Genomic DNA, 19262 nt, shown 5'->3' with positions numbered 1-19262 from the left:
CCCTGATTCACATGAACCTGATCGAAAGCGTGCTGGGCAATTGCAACGACGAAGAGTGGAAGTCACGCCTCGCGCCGCTTCGGATCGACGAGTTCCGGCTGGATCAGTGGGAGGCCCAGAAGAACCGGCTGCGCAAGAAGACGATCGGCGGAACCGAGCTCGCGGTCGCCTTGCCGAGGCTCTACCAGCTCAGGGACGGCGATGTGCTCGCCTGCAGCGACACCGACGCGATCGTGGTGCGCATCACGCTCAAGGAGGTGATGGTCATCGACCTGGCAGGCGCCGCCGCGCTGTCGCCCGACGCGATCGCCCGCAGCTGCTTCGAACTCGGGCACGCGCTGGGCAACCAGCACTGGCCCGCGGTGGTCAAGGACACGAATGTCTACGTGCCGTTGACCGTCGACCGCAAGGTGATGGATTCGGTGATGCGCACGCATCGCTTCGAGCACATCACGTACGCGTTCCAGCCAGGCGCCAGCGTGATCCCCTACCTTGCGCCGCACGAGGCACGTCGACTCTTCGGCGGTGCCGACGCCACGCCGCACAGCCATGCGCAGGCGTACCAGGCCGCCCCCGCCGCCCCCACGGTGCCTGCCGTGCCCGCGGCAGTGGCCCCGCACGACCACGAACACGAGCACGTCCATCCGCACGTGCACGAAGACGGCACCACGCACGCGCATCCGCATGCCCACGCGCATCAGCATCCGCATGCATCGGCGCCGCGTGGCGCGCACCAGCACGCCGAGCTGCACGGCAGCTTCGCCGCCCACGACCACGACCACTCGAGCGAACAAGGTCGTTGATGGCGACCACCACGGGCCGCGATGCAGTGGAGCTGATGCGCGTTCTGCAGTTCGGGGACTCGACCCTGCCGGTCGGCGCGTTCTCTTTCTCGAACGGTGTCGAATCGGCGATCCAGACCGGGATCGTGCGCGATCTCGAGAGCTTGAAGGGCTTCGTTCTCGCGGCTGCGTGGCAGTCGGCGCAGCTCGACGGCGTGGCCTTGCTGGCGGCCCATCGTGCCGCGCTCCGGCACGACCTCGAAGGCGTGATCGAGGCCGACAACGCGCTGATGCTGCGTCGCGTGGGTGACGAGCAGCGCCTGATGTCGACCCGGATGGGCAAGAAGCTGGCACAGCTCGGCAGTGGCCTGTTCGACGACGAACTGCTCGTCGGCTGGCTGGCCGCCATTGCCGATGGCCGCACGCCGGGTTCGTTCCCGGTCGCCCACGGACTGATGTTCGCCGCCCACGCGCTGCCTGAAGAAGACGCCTTCGCGGTGCACCAGTACGGCGTCACCCAGATGATGCTGGGCGCCGCCCTGCGGCTGATGCGCGTGGACCACCTGCAGACTCAGAAGATACTGTTCGACATCAGCGCCGGCGTGCACGACCTCTATGTGCAGGTGCGGGACGTCGAACTCGACGAGATGACGGGCTTCGCGCCGGTGTTCGATGTGCTTGTCGCGCATCATGTCGGCGCGCATGTCCGCATGTTCATGAACTAGCGCGGCGCCATCGTGCCGCAGTTGCAAGGAAAGCCATGAAGAAGATCACACGCATAGGCATCGGCGGCCCGGTGGGCTCCGGCAAGACCGCGATCGTGGAGGCCATCACGCCGCTCCTGATCGACGCGGGCGTCCGCGTGCTCATCATCACCAATGACGTGGTGACGACCGAGGATGCGCGCCACGTGCAGCGCACGCTCAAGGGCATCCTGGTGGAGGAGAAGATCATCGGCGTCGAGACCGGTGCCTGCCCCCATACCGCGGTTCGCGAAGACCCGTCGATGAACCTGGCTGCGGTCGAGGAGATGGAAGCGAAGTTTCCCGAGAGCGATGTCGTGCTGATCGAAAGCGGGGGCGACAATCTCACGCTCACCTTCAGCCCGGCGCTGGTCGACTTCTTCATCTACGTCATCGACGTGGCCGCCGGCGACAAGATCCCGCGCAAGAACGGCCCCGGCATCAGCCAGTCCGACATCTTGGTCATCAACAAGACCGACCTCGCGCCCTACGTCGGCGCCTCGCTCGAGGTGATGCGCGAAGGATCGAGCGTGATGCGCGGCGACAAGCCCTTCCTGTTCACCAATTGCAAGACCGGCGAGGGCATCCCCGAGCTGGTGTCGGCGATTCACGAGATGGCGCTGTTCGACGTCCCGCTCAAGAAGAAGCTCGCTGTCGCTGCTGCCTGAACCCGTGGCGCGTACCCCTGTGCACGCAGAGGCTGCACCATGCCCGCCCGCGAACACGTACGCCGATCCGTCGCGCCTCACGCTGCCGGAGCTGTCGGGCCTGCCGGAGCTTGCGGACTACCAGGACCAGCCTGCGCAGATGCCGGCCGGGGCGCCCGGCAAGGTGGGCTATCTGCGCCTGCGCTTCGCGCGCGGACCCGAGCGCTCGGAACTGGTCGAGCTGGAACGCATTGCCCCGCTGCTGGTGCAACGCGCGCTCTACTGGGACGAGGGCATGCCCGAGCTTCCGATCTGCATGGTCACCTCGGTGGGCGGCGGCACGCTCCAGGGCGACCGGCTCACCATCGTGGTCGACGTGGAGGAGGGCGCCTGCGCGCATGTGACCACCCAGGGCGCGACGCGTGTGCATGCCATGGATTCGAACCACGCGGCGCAGCTGCAGCTGCTGACGGTCGCCGAGGACGGCTACCTCGAGTACCTGCCCGAGGTCACCATCCCGTACCGCGGTGCACGCTACGCATCGCGCACGCGCATCGTGGCGGCACCGAGCGCGACCGTGCTGGTGGCCGAGGCCGTGATGGCAGGGCGCAAGCATCACGGCGGAGAGCGCTTTCGCTACGAGGTGCTGTCGTTGTCGACCGAGGTCGTGCGGCCGGACGGGACGCCCGTGTTCACCGAGAAGCTGCTGATCGAGCCGGCCCGCCGCTCGCCCGAACTGCCGGGCGTGATGCAGCACTTCGACGTCTTCGGCAACCTGCTGATCCTCACGCCGCCGGAGATCGTCGAGCGGGTGACTGCGCGAGTGCCTCCGCAGTTCGATCTCGCGGAAGGACTGGCGAGCGGCCTGAGCCGATTGCCGAACGGGGCCGGCCTGATGCTGCGCGTCGTCGCAACCGAGAGTCATCAGGTGCGCGCGCGCATGCGCGAGGTGTGGGCCGTCGTGCGCGAGGAGGCGACGGGCCGCACGCTGCCCGAGGAATTCGCGTGGCGCTGATCAGGGCGACGTGCGTGGCAGCGGCACCAAGCCGCGAGAAAAACTGCGAGGTGACATCATGACGCTCGGGAAGCCCCTGCCGGACAACCTGCTCACCAGCTGCCTGCGCGGCGCGGGCCAGGTGTTCTTCCAGCCGAACGCCGCGACCGGGCTGTTCTTCCTCGCGGCGATCGCCTGGGCTTCGCACGACAACGGCAACTGGAGCATCTTCGCGGGTGCCGTGGTCGGGCTGGTGGTGGCCACCTTGACCGCCCATCTCATCGGCTGCGATGCGCCGTCCATCCATCAGGGGCTGTACGGCTTCAACGGCATCCTGGTGGGCGTCGCGCTGCCGACATTCCTGTCCGTGAATCCGACCATGTGGGCCTACCTGGTGATCGGTGCCGCCGTGTCGTCCGTGGTGGTCGACGCGCTGTCCACGGTCGTGACGAGGAACTGGGGCATCGCGGGCTCGACCGCGCCGTTCGTGCTCGTGACCTGGCTGCTGCTGCTGGGCGCCTATGCCTTCGCGCACCTGCACATCGCGGGCATGGGCCCGCCGGCGCTTGCGACCGAACTGGCGGTGGGCGCCGACACCCTGAGCCTGCGGGAACTGCCGACCATCCTGTTCCTCAACATCGGTGAAGTCTTCCTGCTGGGCAGCGCGATCAGCGGCGTGCTCATCGTCATCGGGCTGGCGGTTTCGTCCGTGCCCGCGGCCATCGCCGCGCTGCTGGGCTCGGCCGTTGCCATCGGCTGCTCCATCGTGCTCGGTGTCGACACCGGTGCAATGCGCGAGGGACTCTACGGCTTCAGCCCGGTGCTCACGGCGATCGCGGTCGGCGTGGTGTTCCTCAAGACCAGCCCGAAGGTCGTGTTCTTCGCGTTCCTGGCGACGGTGTTCACCGTCATCGTCCAGGGCGCGATGGACACGCTGATGTCGCCCTGGGGCATCCCCACGCTCACTGCGCCCTACGTCCTGACGATGTGGCTCTTCACCTTGCCCAAGAAGGACATCAACCCGCATCCGCATCGCACCACGAAGGGCGGGCGCCTGGGCGGCTGAGTCCGCTCAGGCATCGCCGCGGCGTCCAGGCCGCGCGGGCGCGCGCAGCCGGGTACCGATGCGAAGTCCCAGCTGAACGAGCAGGAACCCGACCACCATGCTCGACAGCAGGTAGACGATGCCCGTGGTGCGTTCGCCCGGATTCATGAGCATCTGCTGCGTGCCCCAGATCAGCGAGCTGAATGTCGACATTCCGCCCATAACGCCTGTCGTGAGCAGCAATTTGCCGGTGGCGCCTACAGGCCCGTCCGGGACGCTGAGGGCGGCGAGGACGCCGATCAGCGCCGAAGCCACGACATTGGCGATGAAGATGGACATGGGAAAGCCGCCAGGCAGGTCCGCCACGCCGAGCATCAGCAGTTCGCGAATCACCGAGCCGACTCCGCCGCCGATCGCGACGCAAGCCGTGTCCCTGAACGCGGTGCTCATCGTCAGCTCCCGATCCAGCGGGCCGTGGCGTACCCCAGCACGGCCGCGCAGAGTCCCAGGGCCACCGAACCTGCCCAATAGGCAGCGGCGACAAGGCGCTGTCGCTTGCCGAAGAGTGTGACCGCATCGAGCTGATAGCTGCTGAAGGTCGTGTAGCCCCCCAGCAGCCCGGTCAGCACCAGCGCGGTGAGCGCGCTCCCGTAGCGATCGTGCCAGTCGACCTCGAACAGTGTCGAAAGGAAGCCCATGAGGAAGGCACCGCTGACGTTGATCAGCAAGGTGCCGAGCGGCGGGCCGGCCCTGGACCAGCGGCCGACGGCCGCGCCGACGAGCCACCGAAGCACGGACCCGGCCGCACCGCCGACGAAGACGAGCCCGATCACCGCGACATTGTTCACCTGATCTCCCTTCGGGTTCGACATCGCAGCGCGTGGACGCGGACGGCGCGCCATCGCGGCGTGCCGCTGCGGTCGATGGTATCGACGTCGATGCGGGTCGGCAATGCAGGTCCGATGGCGGCCGGCTTCATCCCGGTCCGCAGGCTGCCGGACTTGGCGTCGGTAGGAAGTTGTGCGACATTCGTCTCACATCCGACTTCTCCCGAACCGATCTGAATGGACGCTCTGCCTGCTACCTGGTCCGCCTTGTGCGTATTGGCCTTCGTCCTCGGTCTCAAGCACGGTTTCGACGCCGATCACCTCGCCACCATCGATGGCCTGACGCGCTACAACGCCCGCGCCAATCCGCGCCTCGCGAAGGTTGCTGGAACCCTGTTCTCGCTCGGCCACGGGGTGGTCATCCTGATCGTCGCATGGGTCGCCGGCACGGTCTCTTCCGGCTGGCAAACGCCGGGCTGGCTCGAAGTCACGGGTGTGGCGGTCTCCACCCTGTTCCTGTTCGGACTGGCCTTCGTCAACGTTCACGCGGTGCTGACCACTGCCCCGAACACGGTGGTTGCCCCGTCGGGCCTCAAGGGCCGCCTTCTGGGCCGGGTGCTCACCGTGCGTCGGCCATGGGCGATCGCCGCGGTCGGCATGCTGTTCGCGCTGTCCTTCGATACGGTCTCGCTGGCGGCGCTGTTCGCGCTGTCGGCAAGCCGCTTCGGCGGTGTGTTCCAGGCCCTGTTCGTCGCGGCGCTGTTCGTCTTCGGCATGTTCGTCGTCGACGGCATCAACGGCGTCTGGATCTCGGCGCTGATCCGCCGCGCCGACCGCGCCGCCGTCGTCGCTTCACGCATCATGGCTCTCGGGGTGGCGGCCCTCAGCCTCGCCGTGGGCATCTTCACGGTGACCAAGTTGCTGCTGCCGGCGGTCGATGCCTGGGCCGAGGGCCACAGCCTCGTCTTCGGCGCCGTCGTCGTCGGCGGCGTGATGCTGGCCTTCGCGGGTTCGATGTGGGCCGCGCGTCATCCGCGGCACGTGGTGGTCGCGGCTGCTTCGGCCAGCGACTGACTTCGTCTCGGCCGTCCGGGTCGTCGCCGGGAGCGACCCGCGTCTGAGGCATCGCCGCCACCCGCTGCGTTGATCCGAGGCAGCAGGCTGCGCATAATTGTATGAGAAATATAGGTTTCTTCATACACAATCCGACGATGCGTCTTGCCCGCCGCCTTCCTCATGCCGTGTCCATTGCCGCCATGCTCACCGGGAGCGCATGGGCCCAGGAAAGCCACCTGCCCGAGGTGGAAGTGCGCGGCCCGCGCGATGCCACCATCGGCTCGGCCGACAGCGCCAGCGAGGGGGCTGCCGAGCGCGAGGTGTTCCAGGCCCGCCCCAAGCTGCGTCCCGGCGACATCATCGAAGCCGTGCCGGGCGTGGTGGCGACCCAGCATTCGGGCGATGGCAAGGCCAACCAGTACTTCCTGCGCGGCTTCAACCTCGACCATGGCACCGATTTCTCGATGAAGGTCGACGGAATGCCGGTCAACATGCCGACCCATGGTCACGGCCAGGGCTATGCCGACCTGAACTTCCTGATTCCCGAACTGGTCTCGGGCGTGAGCTACCGCAAGGGTCCGTACTTCGCCGACAACAGCGACTTCGCGCTGGCCGGCAGCGCGACCATCGACTACCTGAGCGCGCTCGACGCGCCTTTCGCCGAGGTCACGTTCGGCTCCAACGACTATCGGCGCCTGCTCGCGGCCGGCTCGCGCACGGTGCAGGACCAGACCTGGCTCGGCGCCGTGGAACTGGTGGGCAACGACGGCCCCTGGGACGTGCCCGAGAACCTCAGGAAGGCCAATGCGCTGCTGCGCTATTCGCAAGGCTCGCCCACGCGTGGTTTCAGCATCACCGGCATGGCCTACAAGAGCCGGTGGAACGCCACCGACCAGGTGCCCGAGCGGCTGATCGCGAGCGGCGAACTGCCGCGCTTCGGCTCGCTCAACGCCACCGATGGCGGCGAGAGCCAGCGCTACAGCCTGTCGGGCAAGTGGTTCGACCGCGGCCAGAGCGGCCAGACCCAGGTCAACGTCTACGCGATGGCCTACCGCTTCGACCTGTTCTCGGACTTCACCTACTTCCTCAACAACCCCGTCAATGGCGACCAGTTCGAGCAGACCGATCGCCGCAACGTCTTCGGCGCCGAGGCCTCGCACCAGATGCCGAACAAGCTCGGCGCGCTCGACGGCGTGCTGAGCTTCGGTGCCCAATGGCGCGGCGACCGCATCGGCGAGGTCGGCCTGTACGACACCGAAGCGCGCCAGCGGCTTTCGACGGTGCGCAACGACAGGGTCGCGCAGGACCTGCTGTCGCTGTATGCGCAGCAGGCGCTGCAGTTCAGCGAGCGCTGGCGCGGCTATGTCGGGCTGCGCGGCGACATGCTGCGCTACGACGTTCAGGGGCGCGAGCCGGTGCATGGCCCGCTCAACAGCGGCAGCGGCCACGACTCGCAGGCCAGCCCCAAGGCCGGGCTGATCTTCACGCTCACGCCGCAGCACGAGTTCTATCTCAATGCCGGCACCGGCTTTCACAGCAACGACGTGCGCGGCGCCACCATCACGCTCGATCCGCAGACCGGGTTGCCGGCCGATCGCGTGCCGGCCCTGGCCAAGGGCAACGGCTCGGAGCTCGGGTGGCGCTTCCAGCCCAACGACGATGTGATGGCGACCGTGGCACTGTGGCAGTTGCGGCTCGACTCGGAACTGGTCTACGTGGGCGATGCAGGCACCACCGAGACTGGGCGCGCGAGCGACCGCCGCGGCATCGAGGCCACGCTGCGCTGGAAGCTGTCGAACGGCTTGCGCCTCGACGTCGACGCGGCCTATTCACGCGCGCGCTTTCGCGGCACGCCACCTGAAGGCGAAGGCAACTACGTGGACAACGCCGTCGAAAGCGTGCTCGCCACGGGCATCACCTACATCCAGGGCCCGTGGACCGGATCACTCTGGCTGCGCTATCTCGGTCCGCGTGCGCTCGATACGCTGAACACGGTGCGCTCGCGCAGCAACACGCTGCTGAACTTCGGCGTGCGCTATGCCGTGAACCCCCACCTCACGCTCGGGCTCGACGTCTTCAACCTGGCGGGCAAGAAGGGCAACGACATCGAGTACTTCTATGCCTCCTGCACGGCCGGCGAAGTCGCGAGCGGCGCCTGCGGTGCGGGCATCGAGGACAGGCACGTGCATCCGATGGAGCCGCGCAGCACGCGGGTCAGCGCGAAGTGGACGTTCTGACCCTGGTGCAGATTCGACAGGCGACGAGGCTCACACGGCAAGCGCAGCGCGCCGCACCATGCGCCGCGTGCGCACCAGCAGCGTGACGGCGATCGCCATGTTCAGCAGGTTCCAGGCGATGCCGTTGAGGAAGGCGGCGTGGTAGCTGCCGGTGAGGTCGAACACCTTGCCGGACATCCAGCCGCCCAGCGCCATGCCGAGCAGCGTGCAGCCGATGATCGTGCCCACGCGGGCGCCGGCCTCGGCCGGCGGGAAATGCTCGCGCACGATGATGGCGTACGAGGGCACGATGCCGCCCTGGAACAGCCCGAACATCGCCGACACGATGAACAGCGGCACCATGCCGTCGAAGGGCAGGAACAGCAGCAGCGCGGCGCATTGCAAAACCGATCCGAGCAGCAGCGTGCGCAGTCCGCCGATGCGGTCGCAGATGGCGCCGGAAACCAGGCGGCTCACGATGCCGCAGGCCAGCATCAGCGACAGCATCTGTGCGCCGCGCGCCGCGCCGTAGCCCAGGTCGGTGCAGTAGGCCACGATGTGCACCTGCGGCATCGCCATGGCCACGCAGCAGGCCACGCCGGCCACGCACAGCATGCCCTGCGCGACCCCGAGGCTCAGGCCGAAGGGCCGCATGGAGGGCATCGCGACCGTGCGGCCGGTGCCCGCAGGGGGCGGCGCCGCCATCACCGCGGCCGGTGGCCGCTCGCGCATGAAGAGCGCGAGCCCGGCCATGGACAGGCCGCAGAAGACGCCCAGGCCCACGTAGGTCGCGCGCCAGCCGCTCTGTTCCACGAACATCTGCACGATCGGCGGCCAGACCGCGCCCGCCAGGTAGTTGCCGCTGGCGCACACCGCCACCGCCATGCCGCGACGCTTCACGAACCACAGCGAGGTGTCGGCCACCAGCGGGGCGAAGACCGCGCCGCTGCCGAGACCCACCAGCAGCCCCTGCACGATCGAGAAGCCCAGGATGCCGGTGGCAAGACTCGAGACGACGAAACCGAGCCCGACGCACACGGAGCCGATCAGCAGTGGCCACATCACGCCGAACCGATCGGCCAGCTTGCCCATGACCACGCCGCCTACGCCGAAGCCGATCATCAGCAGCGTGTAGGGCATGGAGGCCTCGGCGCGCGCGACGCCGAAGTCGGCCTGCACTGCGGACAGCACCACCGACACCACGTACATGCCGCTGCTGCCCACGGTCATGATCAGCAGCGTGATCAGCAGGCGCCACATCGCATAGCGCGAGTCGACACGTGGCTGCAAGTTTGAAGGCATCGCCCAGTATATGAACCCGGCCGGCGCGTCCTCCCGCCGCCGATGAGATGCGTTCCTACGCCGGTCCGGCCCCCTGCGTCGCGGTGTAGACCGCATACAGCGACTGGCTCGCCGCCATGAAGAGCCGGTTGCGCTTCGGTCCGCCGAAGCTCACGTTGCCGCACACCTCGGGCAGCCGGATGCGCCCGATCAGGCGGCCTTGCGGCGTCCACACGGTCACGCCGCTGTAGCCCACGCTGCGGCCCGCATTGCTCGAACACCACAGGTTGCCGTCGACGTCGGCGCGCACGCCGTCGGGTCCGCACTTGATGCCGTCGATGACGAAGTTGTTGAACAGCTTGCCGCCCGTGAGCTTGCCTTCCGCCGACACATCGAACACGTGCATGTCGCCCTTGCCGCCCGCGATGGTGTCGCCCGGACCCTGGCCGGTGCTGACGATGTAGAGCTTCTTGAAGTCCGGCGAGAAGCACAGGCCGTTCGGATCCGGCACCACGTCCTCGCCCGCCACCTGCGTGAGCGTTCCGCTCTTGTCGAGGCGATAGACCGCCGTCGGCAACTCACGCTTGTAGCTGCCGATCTCGGGCGGCTGGCCTAGTCGCGGATTGAGGCGTCCGGCCTTGTTCGCTGGACCGCCCGCCGCATCGACCGTGCCCTCGTAGAGCTGGGCGCCATAAGGTGGATCGGTGAACCAGTAGCTGCCGTCCGGATGCGAGACGACATCGTTGGGCGAATTGAGCCGCTTGCCGTTGAACATAGACGCCAGGATGGTGACCGAACCGTCGAGCTCGTAGCGCACCAGGCGCCGCGTCAGATGCTCGCAGGACAGCTGGCGGCCCTGGAAGTCGAAGCTGTTGCCGTTGCTGTTGTTCGAAGGACTGCGGAACACGCTGACGTGGCCGTCGTCCTCGCTCCATCGCAGCTGCCGGTTGTTCGGGATGTCGCTCCAGACCAGGAAGCGCCCGACCGAGTTCCATGCCGGCCCCTCGGACCACAGGGCGCCGGTCCACAGCCGCTGGATGGGCGCATTGGGCTGACGCAGGCCGTCGAAGGCCGGGTCGACCGTGAGGACGTCCGGATCGGTGAAGTAGGTGGTGGGCGCACCGCGTCGGCTGAAATCTCGCGGCGGCTGGGTGACGGTGCTGGGAGGCGCCGCCGCTCCGCCTGAAGGTGCGCCTGCTGCCTGCGCGTCGGCCCAGCGCGGTGTCACCACCCAGGCCGCGCCGACCGCGGCACCCAGCCCGCGCAGCATGCTGCGGCGCGACACGGGGCCTCTGGATGCCGAGGCCGCGGACTCCTGAATCGCCATGATGATTCACCTCCCATGCGTCGCCAGGGGCGCGAAATGGAAAACGAGAGCGCGGATGCTACGCCGTTCGGCCTGGGCATTCCACCGGCTCGACGAGCGGTATCCGTGCGTCCGTGCGCCAGTCCGACTTTTAGTTGACACATGAACAGTTGAAAAGTAATGTATTGAACATCGATCCACTTCCAACTCGGCTTCATCTCATGAAAATCGCAATCCTGGGTGGCGGCCACGGCGCCTACGCGGCCGCTGCCGACCTGTCCGAAGCCGGCCACGAGGTGCGCCTGTGGCGTCGCGATGCGGCAGCGCTGGCGCCGCTGGTGCAGGCCGGTTCGATCACGCTGAAGGATGCCGACGGCAGCCGCGACGTGAAGATCGCGCTGGCCACGGCCGACATCGGCGCAGCGATGCGCGACGCCGAGCTGATCGTGATCCCGACGCCGGCCATTGCACAGGAAGACATCGCCCGCGCGATGGCGCCGCACCTGGTCGACGGGCAGGTGGTGTTCCTGCCACCGGGCACCTTCGGCAGCTACCTGATGGCGCGCCGGGTTGCCGAGGCCGGCAACCGCGCCGACGTCGCCTGGGCCGAGACCGGCACCTTGCCCTACCTCGCGCGCAAGCATGGCGAGCGCGAGGTGAACGTGACGATCCGCGCCATCCGCCTGCCGACCGGCGTCTATCCGGCACGCAAGGAAGCGCAGGCCATCGCGGTGATCCGCCGGGCCTATCCCAGCGTGCACGGCTGCGGCGACGCGCTGTCGGGCGCGCTCATGAACGCCGGCCCGGTGATCCATCCGCCGCTGATGGTGATGAACGCCGCGCCGCTGCAGCACTTCGAGCGCTGGGACATCCACAACGAGGGCACCCAGCGCGCAGTGCGCGACGTGACAGACCGGCTCGACCACGAGCGCATCGCGGTGCGCGAGGCGCTGGGGCAGGGCGCGCCGCACTATCCGCTGGCCGACCACTACGACAACGACCGCTGGATGTACGGCGATGCCCACAAGCAGCTGGTGAAGTCCGGCGACTGGCGCGAGAACATCGACCTGCACACCCACCGCTACATCACCGAGGACACCGAACTCGGCCTGGCCTTCCTGGCTTCGACCGCGCGCTTCGTCGGCGTCGATGCGCCGATCGCGCACGGGCTGCTGGCCATCGTGGGCGGCTTCCTCGGGCGCGACCTGCGCCAGGGTCCACGCACGCTCGAGTCGCTGGGCCTGGCGGCACTGACGCCGGCCCAACTCAAGGCCGGGCTGCACGATGGCTTCTGAGCTGCCCCGCTTCGCGGCGGTCGGCGCGGGCCGCATGGGCCGCGGCATCGCGATCGCCTTCGCCTACGCCGGCCATCGCATCGCGCTGGTCGATCTGCGCTCGCGCAGCGACGAGGCCTGGCAGAAGCTGCGCGACGAGGCACGCGCCGAGATCGAGGGCAGCCTGGCCGGACTCGCGCAGCTCGGCGTGATCGATGCCGCCCAGGTCGAGGCGATCGCGGCGCGGGTCGAGTTCGTGAACGCGGCGGCCGCACCGGCGGCGCTCGCCGCAGCCGAACTGCTCTTCGAGGGCGTGCCCGAGACGCTCGAGGCCAAGCGCGAGGCCTTCGAATGGCTCAACCGCCATTGCCGGGACGATGCCATCCTCACCTCGACCACCAGCAGCATCCTGGTGACGCAGCTGGCGGCGCTGGTGCGCAGGCCCGAGCGCTTCCTCAACATGCACTGGCTGAATCCGGCCTACGTGATCCCCGTGGTCGAGCTGAGCTGCCATGCGGGCACCGATCCGGCCGTGCTGGCACGCACCAAGGCACTGATGGAGGCCATCGGCAAGCTGCCGGTGGTCTGCGGCCCGACGCCGGGCTACATCGTGCCGCGGCTGCAGGCGCTCGTCATGAACGAGGCGGCCCGCATGATCGAGGAGGGCGCGGCCACGGCCGAGGAGATCGACAAGGCCACGCGCTACGGGCTGGGCCTGCGCTTCGCGGCGCTGGGGGTGGTGGAGTTCATCGACTTCGGCGGCTGCGACATCCTGCACCACGCGAGCCGCGAGATGTCGGCTTCGATCGACAAGTCGCGCTACGCGGCACCCGCGATCGTCGATCGGATGGTCGATGAAGGACGCCTGGGCCTGAAGAGCGGCAGCGGCTTCTACGACTACGAGGGCCGCGACGTCGGCGCCTACCGCCGCGACGTGCTGTCGCGCACGCTGGGGATGCTCCGGCATGCGGGGCTGTGGCAGCCGCCGGCGGAAAAGACGCAGCCATGACCATCCGGCGCGCCTTCGCCGACCTGTCGGTGGGCCAGGTGCACTACGCCGAATGCGGCGACGCGCGGGCGCCCGCCGTGCTGCTGCTGCACCAGTCGCCGCGCAGCTGGACCGAGTACCGTGCCGTTCTGCCGCTGCTCGCCCCACGCTGCCGCGCGATCGCGATGGACACGGCCGGCTTCGGCGATTCGGCCGCCATCGACGGGCCAGTCAGCATCGAGGCCTGGGCCCGCATCGCGGTCGAGCTTCTGGATGCGCTGGGCATCGACCGTTGCGACGTCGTGGGTCATCACACGGGCGGCGTGATCGCGCTGGAGATCGCGGCGCAGGCACCGGCACGGGTGCGCGGACTGGTGCTGTCCTCCACGCCCTTCACCGACGAGCGCTTCCGCCGCGCGCGCGCCGAACGGCCGCCGATCGACGAGGTCGAGCCCAGCACGGACGGCAGCCATCTCGCGGCGCTTTGGCAGCGCCGGCAGGGCTTCTATCCGCCCGGCCGGCCCGAACTGCTCGAGGCCTTCGTGCGCGACGCGCTCACGGCCAGCGGCAGCCCTGAGGACGGCCATCGCGCAGTGGCGGCCTATCGCATGGAAGATCGCATCGGCTGCATCGCGCAGCCGGTGCTCATCCTGCGCGCGACCGACGATCCCTTTGCCTCTGCGCATGCGGCCGAACTGAAGCATGCGCTGCCGCAGGCGCGCATCGTCGACATCGAGGGCGGCATGGTGCCGCTGCCCGACCAGCTTCCCGAGGACTTCGCGGCGGCGGTGCTGGTCTTCCGGGAGACGCTCGCGTGAAGGCGGCGCGCGTGCACGGCTTCGGCCAGCCACCGGTGATCGAGGCGCTGGCCGAACCGGAGCCACGCGCCGGCCGCACCCTCGTGCGCATGGAGGCCGCCACCGTCGGCCATATCGATCGCACCGTCTGGGGCGGCCGCTTCCTGCAGCACCCGCCCTTTCCGTACACGCCGGGCGTCGAGGCGGCAGGCGTGGTGGTCGCGGGCGACCGCCATGCCGTTGGCCAGCGCGTGTGGGTGCGCGGCAGCGGACTGGGCACGCTGTTCGACGGCACCTGGTGCGAGCTGATCGATGCGCCGGACGAGTCGATCGGCCTGCTGCCCGACGCGGTGCCCGCGACACTGGGCTCGGCCTTCTTCTCTCCATGCACCTCGGCCTGGGTGGCGCTGCACGAGGTCGCGCGGCTGCGTGCCGGCGAGCGCGTGCTAGTGAGCGGCGCCAGCGGCGCGGTCGGCTCGCTCGCGGTGCAGCTGGCGCTCGATGCCGGTGCGCATGTCACTGCCCTGGTGAGCAGCGCGGCGAAGCTGCAGCTGCCCGCGGCCGCCGAGCTGCGCGTGCTCGGCGACGATCCTTGCGCCGCACTGGCGGGCGTGGCAGCAGACCTGCTCGTCGACACCGTCGGCGGAGCGGTGCTGGCCGCGGCCTTGCCGTGCGTGCAGGCGGGCGGCCGTGCGGTGCTGGTGGGCTACACCGCGGGGCACGCGCTGTCGCTGGACCTCGCCCACTTCCTGCAGCGCGACGTCGCACTGCTGCCGCTCAACATGTTCCGCCGCGAAGCCGCGGGACGTGCGGCGGCGCCCGAACTGCTCGCGCGCCTGGCCGATGGCCGCCTGCATCTCGCGGTGGAGTCGTTCGGGCTCGGGGACGCGGCCTCGGCGCTGGCGTGGATCGCGCAACGCGGCCATCGAGGCCGCGCGGTGCTGGTGCCTGCGCGCTGAGGCCGGCGCGGTTCAGTCGTCGCCGTCCGCGTCGGCGGCGTCGCCGGGCACCTGCGCATGCAGCGCGACGATGTGGCGCAGCGTGCGCTTGAGTTCCTCCGCGCGCTCCAGGCCGAAGGGTTCGAGCACGCGCAGCTCGTGCTCGCGCGCGAGTTCCATCAGGTGTTCCACGGCCTGCGTACCTTGGGGCGTGATGCGCACCAGCGTGACTCGCCGATCACTGTCATGGGGCAGGCGCTCGACCTGGCCGCGCGCCTCCATGCGGTCCAGCAGGCGCGTCACGGTGGGCTGCTTGGTCACCGTGACCTGTGCCAGCGCGCCGATGCTGATCGGCTCGCCACCCGACAGCGAGGCCATCACCCGCCATTCCGACACCGAGAAGCCGTGCTGGCGCGCCACCCGGTGGAACTCCGACGAGATCAGCTGGCTCGCCTGCGCCAGCAGCGCGGGCAGGTAGTCGTCGACGAACCGGTGAGGTCCGTCCTGTGTCTGCTCCCCGACCCCCGGACCCGTGGCGGGCACGCTGCTTGCATGTCTAGGGTTATTCATGATTGTGAATACATTCAGTTGTCAACATTATATGGATCACGGTGTCGAAAGACGCACCGCTGGCCCCACGAATGAAGGAACACCATGGCAGAGCGATCGTTCGTCGAAGAGGTGAAGAAGCTGCGGCTGACCGGCGGCGACGTGTTCCGGGGTGAAGGCATTCTGGCAGTCACCAAGGCCTTGCTCGAATCCGGCGTGTCGTACGTGGCGGGCTACCAGGGCGCGCCGATCTCGCACCTGATGGACGTGCTGGCCGATGCGCAGGACATCCTGGCCGAGCAGGGCATCCGATTCGAGAACAGCGCCAGCGAGGCCACGGCCGCCGCCACGCTGGCCGCCTCGGTCAACTACCCGTTGCGCGGCGCCGTGACCTTCAAGGCCACGGTGGGCACCAACGTCGCATCGGACGCATTGGCCAACCTTGCCTCGGGCGGCGTCACCGGCGGCGCGCTGATCATCGTCGGCGAAGACTACGGCGAAGGCTCCTCGATCATGCAGGAGCGCAGCCATGCGTTCGCGATGAAGTCGCAGATCTGGCTGCTCGACCCGCGGCCCAACCTGCCGAGCATCGTCGATGCGGTGAAGACCGGCTTCGACCTCTCCGAAGCCAGCAACACGCCGGTGATGCTGCAGCTGCGCATCCGCGCCTGCCATGTGCACGGCCACTTCATCGCAGGCGACAACAAGCGCGCCAAGTTCACCTTGCAGGAAGCGCTCGAGAACCCGCAGCGCGACGTCAGCCGCATCGTGCTGCCGCCCGCCAGCTTCGTGCACGAGCAGGAGAAGGTGAAGGACCGCTGGCCCGCCGCGGTGCGGTTCATCGAAGAGCGCCAGCTCAACGAGTTTTTCTCGGAAGACGCCGACGACATCGGCATCATCGTGCAGGGCGGCAGCTACAACACGCTGCTGCGCGCGCTCGAACGCCTCGAGCTGGCCGACGTCTACGGCAACACCAAGGTGCCGCTCTACGTGATGAACGTGGCCTACCCGGTGATCGAGAGCGAAGTGATCCGCTTCTGCCAGGGCAAGCGCGCGGTGCTGATCGTGGAGGAGGGCCAGCCCAATTTCGTCGAGCAGAACCTCGCAACCATCCTGCGCCAGGCCGGCTCGGGCACCGCGCTGCACGGCAAGGACATGCTGCCGGTCGCGGGCGAGTACACCGCCTCCGAGCTGCTCAAGGGCGCGCGCAGCTTCTGCGAGCGCTACGAACGCCTGGCGCCGCTGCCGGTGCCCGCGCCGGTGCGCAAGGTGATACAGCTCAAGGAAGTGGCGGCCATCGGCGTCGACGCCGCGCCCGAGCCCGTGCAGCCTTCCACTGCGCTCGGCGAGGTCGTGCATGCGCGCCCGCCGGGCTTCTGCACCGGCTGCCCCGAGCGCCCGATCTTCAGCGCGATGAAGCTGGTCGAGCGCGAGCTCGGCGCGCACCACGTCAGCGCCGACATCGGCTGCCATCTGTTCTCGATCCTGCCGCCCTTCAACATCGGCAACACCACCATGGGCTACGGCCTCGGCGGCGCGGGCGCCTCGGCGCTCAATGCGCCGGCCGGCAAGCGTGCGATCTCGATGATGGGCGACGGCGGCTTCTGGCACAACGGCCTCACCAGCGGCGTGGCGAATGCGGTCTTCAACAAGAGCGACAACCTCACGATCGTCGTCGACAACAACTACACCTCGGCCACGGGCGGCCAGGACATCCTGTCGTCGAACGCGGTGAACAAGACGCGCAGCACCGGTCACGAGATCGAGCGCGCGGTGCGCGGCGTGGGCGTCGAGTGGGTGAAGACGCTGCGCCGCACCTACGACGTCGCCGGCATGCGTGATGCGCTCAAGGAGGCGCTCACCACGAAGGAGAAGGGCCCCAAGGTCCTGATCGCGCAGTCGGAATGCATGCTCAACAAGCAGCGCCGCGAGAAGCCGCAGGTCCGTCGGGCCATTGCCGACGGCAAGCGCATGGTGCGCGAGAAGTTCGGCGTCGACTCCGACACCTGCACCGGCGACCACTCGTGCATCCGGCTTTCCGGCTGCCCGTCGCTGTCGATCAAGCCCAACCCGGACCCGCTGCGCACCGATCCGGTCGCCACCGTGCTCGACAGCTGCGTGGGCTGCGGCGTGTGCGGCGAGGTCTCGCACGCCGCCGTGCTGTGCCCTTCCTTCTACAAGGCGCAGATCGTGAGCAACCCCGGCCGCTGGGACCTGCTGCGCGAACGCGTGCGCAGTGCCGTCATCGGCTGGCTGCAGCGAGGTGAAGCGCGCCGCCGCGAAGCCCATGCCTTCTGAATCCATGACGAACACGGCCCAGCCCATCAAGATCGCGATCCTCGCCATGGGCGGCGAGGGCGGCGGCGTGCTTGCCGACTGGATCGTCGACATGGGCGAGGCCAATGGCTACGTGGCCCAGACCACCTCGGTGCCGGGCGTTGCCCAGCGCACCGGCGCGACCATCTACTACGTCGAGCTGTACCCGATCGCGCAGGCCGAGGCCGACGGCGGACGGCCGGTGCTGGCCCTTATGCCGCTGCCCGGCGACGTCGACGTGGTGCTCGCGTCGGAACTGATGGAAGCCGGCCGCGCGGTGCAGCGCGGCCTGGTCACGAAGGACCGCACCACGCTCATCGCCTCGACGCACCGCGTGTACTCCATCGCGGAGAAGAGCGCGCTGGGCGATGGCCGGGTCGACAGCGCGCAACTGCTCGCGCACACCGCCCGGGCCGCCAAGCGCTTCATCCGCTTCGACATGGCGCAGGCGGCCGAGGCTTCGGGCAGCGTGATCAGTGCCGTGCTGTTCGGCGCGGTCGCGGGTTCGGGTGTCCTGCCCTTCAGCCGCGCCCAGTTCGAGGCCACCATCGAGCGCGGCGGCGTGGGCGTGAAGCCGAGCCTGAAGGCCTTCGGCGATGCCTTCGCCCGCGCGCAGGCTGGCGACGACGGCGAAGTGCCGCCGCAAGAGGCCCCGGCCGCGCCAGCCCCGCAACCCCGCCATCCGGCCGTGCGCGCGCTGGTCGAGCGGGTGCAGCAGGACTTCCCGCCGGCCGCACGGGATTTCCTGTTCGAGGGCGTGCGTCGCCTGATCGACTACCAGGACCCGGACTATGCGGGCCTGTATCTGGAGCGCATGGCCGCGATCGCCGCCCAGCCCGACGGCGATGACCACCGCCTGCTGCGCGAGACCGCGCGTCACCTCGCGCTCTGGATGTCCTACGAGGACACGGCCCGCGTGGCAGCCCTCAAGACCCGCGCCACCCGCTTCGAGCGCGTGCGCGGCGAAGCCCGCGTGCAGCCCGGCCAGGTGCTGGCCATCAACGAATACATGCATCCGCGCCTGCAGGAGATCTGCGAGACGCTGCCGGGCGGCATCGGGCGCTGGCTGATGGGCTCCACGCTGCCGAAGAAGCTGGTCGAGCGCTTCACGCAGCACGGCCGCGTGATCCAGACCAGCTCGCTGCGCGGCTACCTGATGCTGCGCACCGTGGCCGGCATGAAGCGCTTTCGCCGATCCACGATGCGCTATGCGGAAGAAAACCGCCGCATCGAGGAATGGCTGCAGCGCATCGCCGCGACCGCTCGGCGCAACCCCGAGCTGGCCGTCGAGCTCGCCCAGTGCCAGCGCCTGGTCAAGGGCTACAGCGATACCCACGAGCGCGGCGTGCGCAACTACGACACCGTGATGCGCGCATTCGAGCGTGCCGGCGCGCAACTCGCGCCCGCCACCTTGCGCGAATGGCGCGACGCGGCGCTTGCCGACGAACACGGCCACAAGCTGCAGGCCGCGCTGGCGCAGCACGCCATGGCCTGACGAGACGA

18 protein-coding genes are annotated in these 19262 nt (G+C 68.8%); 13 read left to right on the top strand and 5 right to left on the bottom strand.

Features of this window, described 5'->3' with window-relative positions; genetic code table 11:
• Positions 1-11: 11 nt before the first annotated feature.
• The 5 genes from QTH87_RS24145 to yut are packed head-to-tail and all read left to right on the top strand — an operon-like array spanning position 12 to position 4232.
• Positions 12-803 carry an urease accessory protein UreE gene (locus QTH87_RS24145; RefSeq protein WP_286612730.1) on the top strand — a complete coding sequence of 264 codons (792 nt, stop codon included), beginning with the start codon at positions 12-14 and terminating at the stop codon, positions 801-803.
• Entirely contained in the window at positions 803-1507 is a 705-nt protein-coding gene (locus QTH87_RS24140) for an urease accessory protein UreF (protein WP_286612724.1), read from the top strand. Before QTH87_RS24145 ends, QTH87_RS24140 begins: the two co-directional genes overlap by 1 nt.
• Positions 1508-1542: 35 nt before the next feature.
• Positions 1543-2193: an urease accessory protein UreG gene (gene ureG / locus QTH87_RS24135; protein WP_286612722.1), complete on the top strand. Its 651-nt coding sequence runs from the start codon at positions 1543-1545 to the stop codon at positions 2191-2193.
• A gap of 4 nt (positions 2194-2197) precedes the next feature.
• A complete protein-coding gene (locus QTH87_RS24130) occupies positions 2198-3187 on the top strand; it encodes an urease accessory protein UreD (protein WP_286612721.1) in 990 nt (329 codons plus the stop codon).
• A gap of 58 nt (positions 3188-3245) precedes the next feature.
• Positions 3246-4232: an urea transporter gene (yut, locus tag QTH87_RS24125; protein ID WP_286612720.1), complete on the top strand. Its 987-nt coding sequence runs from the start codon at positions 3246-3248 to the stop codon at positions 4230-4232.
• Positions 4233-4238: 6 nt separating this feature from the next.
• Here the strand turns inward: yut and QTH87_RS24120 are convergent, their stop codons facing one another.
• A complete protein-coding gene (locus tag QTH87_RS24120; protein WP_286612718.1) occupies positions 4239-4661 on the bottom strand; it encodes a CrcB family protein in 423 nt (140 codons plus the stop codon).
• Between the two features lie 2 nt (positions 4662-4663).
• On the bottom strand, positions 4664-5059 hold the full coding sequence (locus QTH87_RS24115) for a fluoride efflux transporter FluC (RefSeq protein ID WP_286612717.1): 396 nt from the start codon (positions 5057-5059) through the stop codon (positions 4664-4666).
• A gap of 216 nt (positions 5060-5275) precedes the next feature.
• Between QTH87_RS24115 and QTH87_RS24110 the strand changes: the two genes are divergently transcribed.
• Both QTH87_RS24110 and QTH87_RS24105 read left to right on the top strand, forming a co-directional pair.
• The gene (locus QTH87_RS24110; protein ID WP_286612715.1) at positions 5276-6112 is read left to right on the top strand and encodes a HoxN/HupN/NixA family nickel/cobalt transporter; all 837 of its coding nucleotides are present in this window, start codon (positions 5276-5278) and stop codon (positions 6110-6112) included.
• 137 nt (positions 6113-6249) lie between these two features.
• The gene (locus tag QTH87_RS24105; RefSeq protein WP_286612714.1) at positions 6250-8331 is read left to right on the top strand and encodes a TonB-dependent receptor; all 2082 of its coding nucleotides are present in this window, start codon (positions 6250-6252) and stop codon (positions 8329-8331) included.
• Positions 8332-8361: 30 nt separating this feature from the next.
• On the opposite strand, the gene QTH87_RS24100 is transcribed toward QTH87_RS24105, so the two are convergent.
• Both QTH87_RS24100 and QTH87_RS24095 read right to left on the bottom strand, forming a co-directional pair.
• On the bottom strand, positions 8362-9612 hold the full coding sequence (locus tag QTH87_RS24100) for an MFS transporter (RefSeq protein WP_286612713.1): 1251 nt from the start codon (positions 9610-9612) through the stop codon (positions 8362-8364).
• A 55-nt stretch (positions 9613-9667) separates the two neighbouring features.
• Positions 9668-10918: an SMP-30/gluconolactonase/LRE family protein gene (locus QTH87_RS24095; protein WP_286612712.1), complete on the bottom strand. Its 1251-nt coding sequence runs from the start codon at positions 10916-10918 to the stop codon at positions 9668-9670.
• 200 nt (positions 10919-11118) lie between these two features.
• Here QTH87_RS24095 and QTH87_RS24090 point away from each other — a divergent pair, with 200 nt between their 5' ends.
• The 4 genes from QTH87_RS24090 to QTH87_RS24075 are packed head-to-tail and all read left to right on the top strand — an operon-like array spanning position 11119 to position 14915.
• Positions 11119-12192, top strand: a complete 1074-nt coding sequence (locus tag QTH87_RS24090; protein WP_286612710.1) for an NAD/NADP-dependent octopine/nopaline dehydrogenase family protein — start codon at positions 11119-11121, stop codon at positions 12190-12192.
• Positions 12182-13180, top strand: a complete 999-nt coding sequence (locus tag QTH87_RS24085; protein WP_286612709.1) for a 3-hydroxybutyryl-CoA dehydrogenase — start codon at positions 12182-12184, stop codon at positions 13178-13180. The genes QTH87_RS24090 and QTH87_RS24085 overlap by 11 nt, the downstream gene beginning before the upstream one ends.
• Complete coding sequence (locus tag QTH87_RS24080; protein WP_286612707.1) at positions 13177-13977, top strand: alpha/beta fold hydrolase; 801 nt, start codon at positions 13177-13179, stop codon at positions 13975-13977. The genes QTH87_RS24085 and QTH87_RS24080 overlap by 4 nt, the downstream gene beginning before the upstream one ends.
• On the top strand, positions 13974-14915 hold the full coding sequence (locus tag QTH87_RS24075; protein WP_286612706.1) for a quinone oxidoreductase family protein: 942 nt from the start codon (positions 13974-13976) through the stop codon (positions 14913-14915). The genes QTH87_RS24080 and QTH87_RS24075 overlap by 4 nt, the downstream gene beginning before the upstream one ends.
• Positions 14916-14927: 12 nt before the next feature.
• Here QTH87_RS24075 and QTH87_RS24070 read toward each other — a convergent pair whose 3' ends face one another.
• Positions 14928-15464: a MarR family winged helix-turn-helix transcriptional regulator gene (locus QTH87_RS24070; protein WP_286612705.1), complete on the bottom strand. Its 537-nt coding sequence runs from the start codon at positions 15462-15464 to the stop codon at positions 14928-14930.
• An 84-nt stretch (positions 15465-15548) separates the two neighbouring features.
• Here QTH87_RS24070 and QTH87_RS24065 point away from each other — a divergent pair, with 84 nt between their 5' ends.
• Complete coding sequence (locus tag QTH87_RS24065; RefSeq protein WP_286612704.1) at positions 15549-17741, top strand: thiamine pyrophosphate-dependent enzyme; 2193 nt, start codon at positions 15549-15551, stop codon at positions 17739-17741.
• A gap of 4 nt (positions 17742-17745) precedes the next feature.
• A complete protein-coding gene (locus tag QTH87_RS24060; protein WP_286612905.1) occupies positions 17746-19254 on the top strand; it encodes an indolepyruvate oxidoreductase subunit beta family protein in 1509 nt (502 codons plus the stop codon).
• Positions 19255-19262: the final 8 nt, after the last annotated feature.

Source organism: Variovorax jilinensis, assembly GCF_030316885.1.
Lineage (GTDB): Bacteria > Pseudomonadota > Gammaproteobacteria > Burkholderiales > Burkholderiaceae_C > Variovorax > Variovorax jilinensis.
Note: the sequence above shows the minus strand (reverse complement) of the source record. Positions and strands in the feature narration are given on the sequence as shown.

Coding starts and splice junctions, on each gene's coding strand:
- QTH87_RS24145 (WP_286612730.1), top strand. CDS start 12: ATGAACCTGATCGAAAGCGTGCTGGGCAATTGCAACGACGAAGAGTGG.
- QTH87_RS24140 (WP_286612724.1), top strand. CDS start 803: ATGGCGACCACCACGGGCCGCGATGCAGTGGAGCTGATGCGCGTTCTG.
- ureG (WP_286612722.1), top strand. CDS start 1,543: ATGAAGAAGATCACACGCATAGGCATCGGCGGCCCGGTGGGCTCCGGC.
- yut (WP_286612720.1), top strand. CDS start 3,246: ATGACGCTCGGGAAGCCCCTGCCGGACAACCTGCTCACCAGCTGCCTG.
- QTH87_RS24120 (WP_286612718.1), bottom strand. CDS start 4,661: ATGAGCACCGCGTTCAGGGACACGGCTTGCGTCGCGATCGGCGGCGGA.
- QTH87_RS24110 (WP_286612715.1), top strand. CDS start 5,276: ATGGACGCTCTGCCTGCTACCTGGTCCGCCTTGTGCGTATTGGCCTTC.
- QTH87_RS24105 (WP_286612714.1), top strand. CDS start 6,250: ATGCGTCTTGCCCGCCGCCTTCCTCATGCCGTGTCCATTGCCGCCATG.
- QTH87_RS24100 (WP_286612713.1), bottom strand. CDS start 9,612: ATGCCTTCAAACTTGCAGCCACGTGTCGACTCGCGCTATGCGATGTGG.
- QTH87_RS24095 (WP_286612712.1), bottom strand. CDS start 10,918: ATGGCGATTCAGGAGTCCGCGGCCTCGGCATCCAGAGGCCCCGTGTCG.
- QTH87_RS24090 (WP_286612710.1), top strand. CDS start 11,119: ATGAAAATCGCAATCCTGGGTGGCGGCCACGGCGCCTACGCGGCCGCT.
- QTH87_RS24085 (WP_286612709.1), top strand. CDS start 12,182: ATGGCTTCTGAGCTGCCCCGCTTCGCGGCGGTCGGCGCGGGCCGCATG.
- QTH87_RS24080 (WP_286612707.1), top strand. CDS start 13,177: ATGACCATCCGGCGCGCCTTCGCCGACCTGTCGGTGGGCCAGGTGCAC.
- QTH87_RS24070 (WP_286612705.1), bottom strand. CDS start 15,464: ATGAATAACCCTAGACATGCAAGCAGCGTGCCCGCCACGGGTCCGGGG.
- QTH87_RS24065 (WP_286612704.1), top strand. CDS start 15,549: ATGGCAGAGCGATCGTTCGTCGAAGAGGTGAAGAAGCTGCGGCTGACC.
- QTH87_RS24060 (WP_286612905.1), top strand. CDS start 17,746: ATGACGAACACGGCCCAGCCCATCAAGATCGCGATCCTCGCCATGGGC.